The sequence below is a fragment of the Pseudomonas sp. 22526 genome (genome assembly GCF_052044735.1).
Classification (GTDB): domain Bacteria; phylum Pseudomonadota; class Gammaproteobacteria; order Pseudomonadales; family Pseudomonadaceae; genus Aquipseudomonas; species Aquipseudomonas piscium.
The window spans coordinates 20,646-30,279 of sequence record NZ_JBQENK010000018.1 but is presented as its reverse complement, the minus strand read 5'-3'; the positions used below and the strand labels follow the sequence as shown (position 1 = coordinate 30,279).

The following is a 9,634-nucleotide window of genomic DNA, read 5'->3' as shown; positions in this document are numbered from 1 at the left end:
CCGCGATAGAGGTACCTCGGTCGATCAGCCGGAGTCCGTTTGCCGATTCCAATGCCGGAACAGCGGCTCGGCCAGGAACAGCACGAACAGCAAGCGCATCACCTGCATCGCCGTCACCAGCGGTACCGACAGTTGCAGGGTCTCGGCCGTCAGGCTCATTTCCGCGATGCCGCCGGGCATCATGCCCAATGTCAGCGAACGCAGATCCAGATGAGTCAGGGCACTCAGGGCCACGGCCGCGAGACCGGCGATCAGCATGGTCAGCGCCGTGCCAATCAGGGTCCGGCCCATGAACGAGGGCGCGCGACGGAAGAACTGGCGATTGAAGTGGCAGCCCAGGCCGCTGCCGATCAGCCACTGGCCGATCTGGCTGCCGCCGTCCGGCAGGCCGATGTGCAGGTCCCAGCCGATACTGACCGCGGCGCTGACCAGCAGCGGCCCGAACAGCCAGGGGTTGGGCTGGCGCAGACGCTGCCAGATCCAGGCGAGCAGGGCGCCCGCCGGAAACAAGACGGCCAGCCAGCGCCAATCGACGCTGGCCGGATGCAGTTGGGGCACGCCTTCACCGAGCAGGTACTTGAAGGCCGCCGGTACACACAAGACCACCACCAGCACCCGCAGGCTCTGCCCGGCCGCCACACGGCTGAGCACCGCGCCGTTGCGCGCGCCGAGGTTGACCATCTCGCCGGAGCCGCCCGGCATGCTGGAGAAGAATGCGGTGGCCCGGTCCTCGCCGGTGCGCCGCAGCAGCCACACCCCGACCACGCTGGACAGGCTGGTGACCAGGGCACCGAAGAAGATCAGGCCGAAATGGCTCATGACCTGCTCCATCACCACCGGGGTGAAGTGCAGGCCGATGCCGATACCCACCACCCATTGCCCGCATTTGCGCCCGCCGGGGATTTCCCCCAGTTGCCAGGGCGTCAGACAGCGCACCAGGATGATCGCCAGCAACGAGCCGACCATCCAGGGCAGCGGCCAGCCGATCTGGCTGGCGAGGTAACCGCCGACCAGACCGACCAGGGGCGTACCCCACCACTGTTTGAAGCTGACCTCAGACATCGGCCACGGCGCGTTGCAGGGCCGAACGTTTACGCCAGATGCGCAGCAGCGGCACCAGCAGCATCACCACGACCAGGGCCCAGACCCCGAGAGTGATCGGGCTGGACCAGAGGATGTCCAGCGCGCCATTGGAGATCGACAGCGCGCGGCGCAGGTTCTGCTCCATCAACCCGCCGAGGATGAACCCCAGCAGCACCGGCGACAGCGGGAAATCCAGCTTGCGCAGGATGTAGCCGAAGATGCCGATGCCGACCATCAGGAACAGGTCGAAGGTGGTGGCGTGCACCGCGTAGACGCCGATCGCGGTGATGATCGCGATCATCGGCACCAGGGCCCAGTTCGGCACCGCAAGGATGCGGGTGAAGACGCGGATCATCGGGATGTTGAGGATCACCAGCATGACGTTGGCGATGAACAACGAGGCGATCAGGCCCCAGACGATATCCGGCTGCTGCTGGAACAGCATCGGGCCGGGGGTGATGTTGTACAGCGACAGGGCGCCGATCATCACCGCGGTGGTGCCCGAGCCCGGTACACCCAGGGTCAGCATCGGCACCAGCGCGCCGCAGGCTTCGGCACCGATGGCGGTTTCCGGGGCGGCGAGGCCGCGCTTGTCGCCCTGGCCGAATTTGCCGCTGGGGCCGGCGATGCGTTTTTCGGTCATGTAGGCCACGGCGCTGGCCAGGGTCGCGCCGGCACCGGGCAATACGCCCATGATGAAACCGAGCACGCCGCAGCGCAGGTTCACCGTGAACACCGAGGCCGCTTCCTTGAAGTTGAACAGCATCCGTCCGGTGGCCTTGAACGCTTCCTGGCCGCGGTGGGTTTTTTCCAGCAGCAACAGGATCTCGCTGATGGAGAACAGGCCCAGTACCAGCACCACGAACTGGATGCCGTCGGTGAGGTGGATGTTATCGCCGGTGAAACGGTACACGCCGCTGTTGGCGTCGATACCGACCGTCGACAGGAACAACCCGATCAGCGCGGCGATGAAGGTCTTCAGCGGACGGTCGCCGGCCATGCCGCCGAGGCAGACAATGGCGAACACCATCAGCACGAAGTACTCCGCCGGACCGAAGGCGATCGCCCATTTCGCCAGGATCGGGGCGAACACCACCATGCCGCAGGTGGCGATGAAGGCGCCGATGAAGGAACTCCAGGCCGACAACGACAAGGCCACCCCGGCCAGCCCCTGGCGCGCCATCGGGTAGCCGTCGAGGGTGGTCATCACGGTGGAGGCTTCGCCCGGGATATTCAGCAGGATCGAACTGATCCGGCCGCCGTATTCGCAACCCAGGTACACCGCCGCCAGCAGGATCAGCGCCGACTCCGGCGGCAGGCCGAGGGCGAAGGCGATCGGGATCAGCAGCGCGACGCCGTTGATCGGCCCCAGCCCGGGCAACAGGCCGACGATAGTGCCGATCAGGGTGCCGCTGAGGGCGGTGACCAGGTTGTAGGGCGTCAGGGCGACGCCGAAACCGTGGCTCAAGTAACCAAGAGTATCCATTTCAGTTCTCCAGAACGTCGAGCAGGCCCAGGGGCAGCGGAACGTCCATGACTTTGTCGAACAGCAGGTACAGGCCGATGCTCATCAGGCCGATGATGACGGCGCTGGGCAACCAGCGTCCGCCATACAGACGCGCCATCGGGATGCCGACCAGGATGCTGCTGAGGATGAAGCCCAGGGGTTCGAACAGGCCGGCGAAGACCAGCAGCAACAGCACGCAACGGCCGATCTTGTGCAGGGTCTCGCGGTCCAGCGGTGGATCGTCTTCGGTGTGCTTGATGGGCGACGGACGGAACAGCATGTAAACCAGCGCCAGGCCCATCAGGCTCAGCATCAGCAGGGGAAAGGCCCGCGGTCCGATCGGTTCGTAGGAAAACGGTGCCTGGTACGGCCAGGCCATCAGGATGAGGCTGACGCACGCCAGCAGCAGCACCGACGCAAAAATGCGTTGTAAGAGCATGGGAAACTCCTGGGTCCTGCCCCCGCGAAAGGGGCAGGACCGCTAGACAGGGGCGATCACTGGATCAGGCCGAACTCTTTGGCCAGGGTCTTGTAGTCGGCCACCTGTTTCTTCACGTAGGTGTCCAGCTCCGGCCCGGTCATGGCGAACGGGAAGAGTTCACGCTGGTCGCGCAGCTTGGCGAATTCCTCGGAGGCCAGCAGCTTGTCGAAGGCAGCTTTCCACCAGGCGTAGTCTTCGTCGCTGACCTTCGGCCCGAGGTAGAAGCCGCGCACCACTGGCCAGACGATGTCGTAGCCTTGCTCCTTGGCGGTCGGGATGTTCTTCATTTCCGGTTCGTCGATGCGTTTTTCGGCAAATACCGCCAGCAGGCGCATGTCACCGCTCTGGATATGTGGCATGGAGTCGGAGATGTCGGTACTGCCGACCTGGATGTGCCCGCCCAGCAGCGCGGTGGCGATTTCGCCGCCGCCTTCCAGGGCCACGTAGCGCAGGTCGCGCGGGTTGATCCCGGCGGCCTTGGCGATCAGCGCGGTCTGCATCCAGTCCTGGCTGCCGACGGTGCCGCCGGAGCCGATCACCACCGAGCTCGGGTCTTTCTTCAGCGCCTTGACCAGATCGTCGAGGGTCTTGTACGGCGAGTCGCTCTTCACGGCGATGGCGCCATAGCTGGTGCCGACCGCGGCCAGCCAGCGCACCGCGCTTTCATCGAAACGGCCGAACTTGCCCTGGGCCAGGTTCAGCAGCGAACCGCTGGACCAGGCCACCAGCGTGCCGGCGTCGGCCGGACGCTGGGCCACTACCGCGTTGTAGGCCACCGCGCCGACACCGCCGGGCATGTAGGTCACGCGCATCGGTTTGGTCAGCAGCTTTTCGTTGACCAGCGCGCTTTGCGCCAGTTTGCAGGTCAGGTCGAAACCGCCGCCGGGGGAGGCCGGGGCGATGCATTCCGGGCGCTTGGGTTCGCCGCTGGCGGCGGCGAGCAGTTGACCGGCGAACAGCATACAGCCGGCGGCGAGGGCCAATTTACGCAGTGATGGGTTCATGCTTGTCTCCACAGGAGTTGTTGTTGTGTATTGCATGCCAGGGTCTTTGGCAGGCGCAGCGCCTGCCCAGGGTTGATCAATTACCAGAGCGCCAGGCTGTAGCTCACCAGCAGGCGCACTTCATCCGCATCGCGAGCCGAATAGTTGGAACGGTAGGTGGCGTTGCGCAGGCGTACCGCGACGTCCTTGAAGGTGCCGCTTTGCACCACGTACTTGATCTCGGTGTTGCGTTCCCATTCCTTGCCGGTGTCGCCGTTTTTCAGGGCGATGTTGTCACCGCTCAGGTAGCGGGTCATGAAGGTCAGGCCGGGGATACCGAGCTTGCCGAAGTCGTAGTCGTAGCGGGCTTGCCAGGAGCGCTCCTCGGCGCCGGCGAAGTCGTTGATCTGCACGAAGTTGACCAGGTAGGGGTCGGCCCCGTCGAGGTAGGGGAAGGCGCTGTCGCCGGACATGTGCTGGTAGCCGGCGCTGAGTTTATGCCCGTTCAGGGCGTAGCTCACCAGGCCGTTGAGGGATTTGTTGTCGATCTTGCCGCCACGGGCCTGGCCCTGGTCGTCACTGACGGCGAAGCGCAGGTCCGTGGCGAAGGTGCCCGGGCCCATCGGCTGCGAGGCGAGCAGGCCGAAGAAGTGCTGGTTGTAGACCTCGGCGAGCTGGGCGAAGTGGTAGCTGCCGGTGATCTTGTCGGTGAACTTGTAGTCCAGGCCACCGAAGTCGAAATGCTTACCGGCGACGGTGCCGGCGAAGCGGCTGTTCTTGTTGTTGAGGGCGATGTCCTCGAAGTCGGTGCTGTCGCGATCCTTGGCTTTCTCCAGGCGCCCGCCGGTGAAGGTCAGGTTCTTGATTTCCTTGGAGGTCAGCAGGCCGCCCTCGAAGGTCTGCGGCAGGATGCGCCCGTCGTTGGGCTTGATGGTTGGCAGTTCCGGGATCAGGCTGCCGATCTTCAGTTCGGTGGCGGAGATCTTCACTTTGCCGGTCAGGCCGAGCTTGGAGTACTCGTCGGCGGCGCGCCCGTCGTCGTGGGTCGGCAGCAGACCGGTGCCGGTGCGGTCGGGGCTGGAGTCGAGCTTGATGCCGAGCATGCCCAGCGCATCGACGCCGAAGCCCACAGTACCGTCGGTGTAGCCCGATTGCAGGTTGAGCATGAAGCCCTGGGCCCATTCGTCGCGCTTGGATTGCTGGGCACTGGTGCCGCTGCGGAAATCGCGGTTGAAGTACATGTTGCGGGTTTCGAGGGTGGCGCTGCTGTCTTCGAAGAAGGCGGCCTGGCTGATCGGTGAGAAACCGGCAAGGGCGGCGGCGCTGGCGAGGGCGGTGTGGCTGAGACGGGAAAAACGAACAGGCTGGCAAGCCTGAGGCTGCATGGACAGCATCGTGGTGTACTCCGTTATTGTTCTTATTGGCGAAAACGCATCGAGGCGTTTTTCGGGATGCCACCGGGAGGTGGCCACGGAAGTCGAAACAATCCGTAACAGGACTCTAATGGGCCAACCTTTCGCTAACCTTTCAGCAGACTTTCACGGTTTTCGGGCTTCACAGCAGCGGTCCCGGCTGTAAACTCCGCGGCAATAAAAAGTGCCGTCGATCCCCTGAACGAGGTAGGAAATCCATGCGCGTGCTTCTCGTCGAAGACCACCTGCAGCTGGCTGAAAGTGTCGCCCAGGCGCTCAAGAGCACGGGTTTGACCGTGGATGTGCTGCACGATGGGGTCGCCGCGGACCTGGCCCTGGGCAGCGAGGATTACGCCATGGCGATCCTCGATGTGGGCTTGCCGCGCCTGGACGGCTTCGAAGTGCTGGCGCGCCTGCGTGCCCGGGGCAAGAACCTGCCGGTGCTGATGCTGACGGCGCGCAGCGATGTGAAGGACCGGGTCCACGGCCTCAACCTGGGGGCGGACGACTACCTGGCCAAGCCCTTCGAACTGACCGAGCTGGAAGCGCGGGTCAAGGCCCTGCTGCGCCGCAGCGTGCTCGGCGGCGAGCGGGTGCAGCGCTGCGGAGTGCTGGCCTACGACCTCGATACCCGGCGCTTTACCCTGGGTGAGGAGCTGCTGACGTTGACCTCCCGCGAGCAGGCGGTGCTCGAGGCGCTGATCGCCCGGCCGGGACGGGTCATGAGCAAGGAGCAACTGGCTTCCCAGGTATTCGGCCTGGATGAAGAGGCCAGCCCGGATGCCATCGAGATCTATGTCCATCGCTTGCGCAAGAAACTCGACGGCCAGCCGGTGGCCATCGTCACCTTCCGCGGCCTCGGGTACCTGCTGGAAAGCCGCGATGCATAGGCCCAGCAGCCTGCGCTGGCGCCTGCTGTGGAACCTGGCGCTGCTGCTGGTGGTGCTGATGCTGGCCAGCGGCCTGAGTGCCTACTGGAACGGGCGCGAGGCGGCGGACACCGCCTACGACCGCACCTTGCTGGCCTCGGCGCGGACCATCGCCGCCGGCCTGTCCCAGCGCGACGGTGGCCTGAGCGCCAATGTGCCCTATGTCGCCCTCGATACCTTCGCCTACGACAGTGCCGGGCGGATCTATTACCAGGTCAACGACATCCACCAGAAGCTGATTTCCGGTTACGAAAACCTGCCCGGTCCGCCGCCGGGCACGCCGCGCACCGACGATTACCCGGCGCTGGCGCGCTTCTACGATGCCACCTATCAAGGGCAGAACGTCCGGGTGGTGAGCCTGCTCAAGGCGGTCAGCGAGCCGAACATGAATGGCATGGCGGAGATTCGCGTGGCGGAGACCGACGAGGCGCGGGTCCGCATGGCGCGCAGCCTGATGGCCGACACCCTGCTGCGCCTGGGCATGTTGGCCATGGGGGCCTTGCTGCTGGTGTGGTTCGCGGTCAGCGCTGCGTTGCGTCCGCTGGAGCGTTTACGCAGCGCGGTGGAAGAGCGCCAGCCCGACGACTTGCGGCCATTGCCGCTGGTCGAGGTGCAACGGGAGTTGTGGCCGCTGGTGCGGGCGCTCAATCACTTTACCGAGCGGCTGCGTGGGCAGTTCGAGCGCCAGGCGCAGTTCATCGCCGATGCCGCCCATGAATTGCGCACCCCGCTGGCGGCGCTCAAGGCACGCCTGGAACTGGGGCTGCGGGCGTCGGAACCCGAGACCTGGCGCAGCACCCTGGAAAGCGCTGCCCAGGGCACCGATCGCCTGACCCACCTGGCCAATCAGCTGCTGTCCCTGGCGCGGATCGAAAACGGCGCCCGGGCGATTGCCGAGGGCGGCGCGCAATTGCTCGATCTCAGCCAGCTGGCTCGGGAGTTGGGCATGGCCATGGCGCCCTTGGCCCACGCCCGGGGGGTCGCCCTGGCCCTGGAAGCCGACGAGCCGGTCTGGCTGCGCGGCGAGCCAACGCTCTTGAACGAGTTGCTGAGCAACCTGGTGGACAATGCCCTGGCCCACACCAAACCCGGCGGAAACGTGATCCTGCGGGTCAGCGCGCCGGCGGTGCTGGAGGTGGAGGACGACGGCCCGGGGATTCCCCTGGAAGACCGTGATCGGGTGTTCGAGCGTTTCTACCGGCGCAACCCCCATGTCGCCGGTTCCGGCCTGGGCCTGGCGATCGTCGGCGAAATCTGCCGCGCCCATCTGGCGCAGATCAGCCTGCACGACGGCGCGCAGGCGGGATTGAAGGTGCGGGTGAGTTTTAACGCGGGTTAGAGGCTTGCGGTAGAGGCTTCAGTAGAACATTGACTGCGATTCGGCCAGATCGCTGCACATCACCTTGTTCTCGGGGTCGATCCCGAGCTTTTTGAAGGCCGGCACGCTGAAAACATCGATCTTCGCCAGCGGATGATCGGTGTCCTTGTGGCAGTACAGGCTGGCCACCTGCACCAGGTCGACGTAATCCAGGCGCACGGATTGGCGCTGGAAGTCCAGGTACTGCCCCGGCAATTTCGCCAGTTGTTCCGGAAACTCCCAGACCTGCAGCAGCTTGTCCCCCAGCAATGGGTGGATGTGCTCGATCACGTGGTTGAGGCTGACCGGGTCGGACAGCAACTCATAGTGATCTTCCGCATAAGTCAGGATCGGCAGCACGCCGATCTGATGCACCAGCCCGCCAAGGGCGGCCTGGTCGGGTTTCAACTGGGTATGGCTGCGGCACAGGGCATAGCTGACGCCGGCCACTTGCAGGCTTTTGCGCCAGACGTCGTGCATTTTCTGCGCGATCACCTCCGAGCGGGCATGGAAAATCTGCTCCATGACCAGGCCGATGGCCAGGTTACTGCTGTAGTTGACACCCAACCGGGTAATCGCGGTGTGCAGGTCGGTGACTTCCTGGGTGGCGCGCAGCAGCGGGCTGTTGACCACTTTGATCAGGCGCGCCGATAGCGCCGTATCACGGCCAATCACTTTGCTCAGGGTACTGACGCTGATTTCCGGATCTTCGGCGGCCCGGCGAATCTGCAGGGCCACTTCCGGTAACGTTGGCAGAACCAGGTCATCGTTATCGATGGCCTCAACCAAATCCTGTTGGACCTTTTCCGCCAGCTCACTCATTTCTGTTCTCTAGGGGTATTGCAGGAAGTTGCGGCGATCAGCGCTGGATTTCTCGATCGCGATCCAGCTGGTAAGGCAGGTCCAGCAGCTGCAGCCCGGGACCTTCGAGCGTGCCGAGATGGAGATTGCCATCCTCTGCAGCTTCGGCTTGCAGTACGGCCAGGAGTTCAATGTTTTGTTCGGCGTGCGCGGCGATCACCACTTCGCCAATGGAGCTGCCGTGGGTCGGGGAGAACAGCGGGGTGCCGGGTTCCGGCAACTCTTCGACGTTCAGGGCCAGGCGATAGAGGCGGCGCTTGAGTTTGCCCAGGTACTGCATGCGCGCGACGATTTCCTGGCCGGTGTAGCAGCCTTTCTTGAAACTGACGCCGCCGATGGCCTGCAGATTGAGCATTTGCGGGATAAACAGCTCACGGGTGGCCGGCATGACCTGGCCGATGCCGGCGCGGATCTGGCCCAGCAACCATTGATTGAGATCGCCTTCGGACAGTTGCGCGGCCAGCTTTTCACGCAGGGCCCCGGCTTGATCGGCTGGTACCCAGAGCTCGGCCCGCTCCGCTGAAACACGAATGGCGATCAGGCCGTCGTTGCGGGCGACCGCGCCGTCTTCCGGCGGCAGTTGCAGCCCGAGACCGGTCAGCACCGATTCGGCGTTGCCCAGGCCGAAGCGCACCCACAGGGCGCTTTCATCGCTGAGCTTGGCCTTGGAAAACACCGCGTATTTTTTCAGGTCCGCCAGTTGCGGCTCCAGCAACTCGGTGGCCATGGCCAGCAGGCAGCCATCGCCTTCGAGCAGGATGCGAAAGCTCGATTGCATGCGGCCTTTCTGGGTGCAACGGGCGCCCAGGCTGGATTGGCTATCGCTGAGGTAATTGAGGTTGCAGGTCAGCTGGCCCTGAAGGAACTTGCTGGCATCGGGGCCGCGGACGGCGAGAACGCCCTCGTGGGACAGGGAGCAGAAAAAAGCGGAATCAGCCATGGGTCATCGCAGGGTAAAAAGTCTGGCGAACATCATAAGGTGGCGCCCTTGAAATGGGTAGTTCACAAAGGATGGGTGGTG

At 64.4% G+C, this 9,634-nt stretch carries 9 protein-coding genes; 2 read left to right on the top strand and 7 right to left on the bottom strand.

Annotation, left to right across the window (positions count from 1 at the left end):
- Nucleotides 1–24: 24 nt before the first annotated feature.
- From ACTJKT_RS23870 to ACTJKT_RS23850, 5 genes are all read right to left on the bottom strand, one after another.
- Nucleotides 25–1,062, bottom strand: coding sequence for an AbrB family transcriptional regulator (locus tag ACTJKT_RS23870; RefSeq protein ID WP_440788799.1), 1,038 nt, complete (start codon nucleotides 1,060–1,062; stop codon nucleotides 25–27).
- A complete protein-coding gene (locus tag ACTJKT_RS23865; protein WP_440788798.1) occupies nucleotides 1,055–2,569 on the bottom strand; it encodes a tripartite tricarboxylate transporter permease in 1,515 nt (504 codons plus the stop codon). The genes ACTJKT_RS23870 and ACTJKT_RS23865 overlap by 8 nt, the downstream gene beginning before the upstream one ends.
- A gap of 1 nt (nucleotide 2,570) precedes the next feature.
- Entirely contained in the window at nucleotides 2,571–3,029 is a 459-nt protein-coding gene (locus tag ACTJKT_RS23860) for a tripartite tricarboxylate transporter TctB family protein (RefSeq protein WP_097302333.1), read from the bottom strand.
- A gap of 56 nt (nucleotides 3,030–3,085) precedes the next feature.
- Nucleotides 3,086–4,075, bottom strand: coding sequence for a Bug family tripartite tricarboxylate transporter substrate binding protein (locus tag ACTJKT_RS23855; RefSeq protein ID WP_440788797.1), 990 nt, complete (start codon nucleotides 4,073–4,075; stop codon nucleotides 3,086–3,088).
- An 80-nt stretch (nucleotides 4,076–4,155) separates the two neighbouring features.
- Nucleotides 4,156–5,448, bottom strand: coding sequence for an OprD family porin (locus ACTJKT_RS23850; RefSeq protein WP_440788796.1), 1,293 nt, complete (start codon nucleotides 5,446–5,448; stop codon nucleotides 4,156–4,158).
- A gap of 236 nt (nucleotides 5,449–5,684) precedes the next feature.
- Here ACTJKT_RS23850 and ACTJKT_RS23845 point away from each other — a divergent pair, with 236 nt between their 5' ends.
- Nucleotides 5,685–6,356, top strand: a complete 672-nt coding sequence (locus ACTJKT_RS23845; protein ID WP_009042580.1) for a response regulator — start codon at nucleotides 5,685–5,687, stop codon at nucleotides 6,354–6,356.
- Entirely contained in the window at nucleotides 6,349–7,734 is a 1,386-nt protein-coding gene (locus ACTJKT_RS23840; RefSeq protein WP_097302339.1) for a sensor histidine kinase, read from the top strand. The genes ACTJKT_RS23845 and ACTJKT_RS23840 overlap by 8 nt, the downstream gene beginning before the upstream one ends.
- Before the next feature lie 18 nt (nucleotides 7,735–7,752).
- Here ACTJKT_RS23840 and ACTJKT_RS23835 read toward each other — a convergent pair whose 3' ends face one another.
- Together ACTJKT_RS23835 and ygfZ are read right to left on the bottom strand one after the other, a co-directional pair.
- Complete coding sequence (locus ACTJKT_RS23835) at nucleotides 7,753–8,574, bottom strand: HDOD domain-containing protein (RefSeq protein WP_440788795.1); 822 nt, start codon at nucleotides 8,572–8,574, stop codon at nucleotides 7,753–7,755.
- Nucleotides 8,575–8,611: 37 nt separating this feature from the next.
- Entirely contained in the window at nucleotides 8,612–9,553 is a 942-nt protein-coding gene (gene ygfZ, locus ACTJKT_RS23830) for a CAF17-like 4Fe-4S cluster assembly/insertion protein YgfZ (RefSeq protein ID WP_440788794.1), read from the bottom strand.
- Nucleotides 9,554–9,634 lie beyond the last annotated feature (81 nt).

Coding starts and splice junctions, on each gene's coding strand:
- ACTJKT_RS23870 (WP_440788799.1), bottom strand. CDS start 1,062: ATGTCTGAGGTCAGCTTCAAACAGTGGTGGGGTACGCCCCTGGTCGGT.
- ACTJKT_RS23865 (WP_440788798.1), bottom strand. CDS start 2,569: ATGGATACTCTTGGTTACTTGAGCCACGGTTTCGGCGTCGCCCTGACG.
- ACTJKT_RS23860 (WP_097302333.1), bottom strand. CDS start 3,029: ATGCTCTTACAACGCATTTTTGCGTCGGTGCTGCTGCTGGCGTGCGTC.
- ACTJKT_RS23855 (WP_440788797.1), bottom strand. CDS start 4,075: ATGAACCCATCACTGCGTAAATTGGCCCTCGCCGCCGGCTGTATGCTG.
- ACTJKT_RS23850 (WP_440788796.1), bottom strand. CDS start 5,448: ATGCTGTCCATGCAGCCTCAGGCTTGCCAGCCTGTTCGTTTTTCCCGT.
- ACTJKT_RS23845 (WP_009042580.1), top strand. CDS start 5,685: ATGCGCGTGCTTCTCGTCGAAGACCACCTGCAGCTGGCTGAAAGTGTC.
- ACTJKT_RS23840 (WP_097302339.1), top strand. CDS start 6,349: ATGCATAGGCCCAGCAGCCTGCGCTGGCGCCTGCTGTGGAACCTGGCG.
- ACTJKT_RS23835 (WP_440788795.1), bottom strand. CDS start 8,574: ATGAGTGAGCTGGCGGAAAAGGTCCAACAGGATTTGGTTGAGGCCATC.
- ygfZ (WP_440788794.1), bottom strand. CDS start 9,553: ATGGCTGATTCCGCTTTTTTCTGCTCCCTGTCCCACGAGGGCGTTCTC.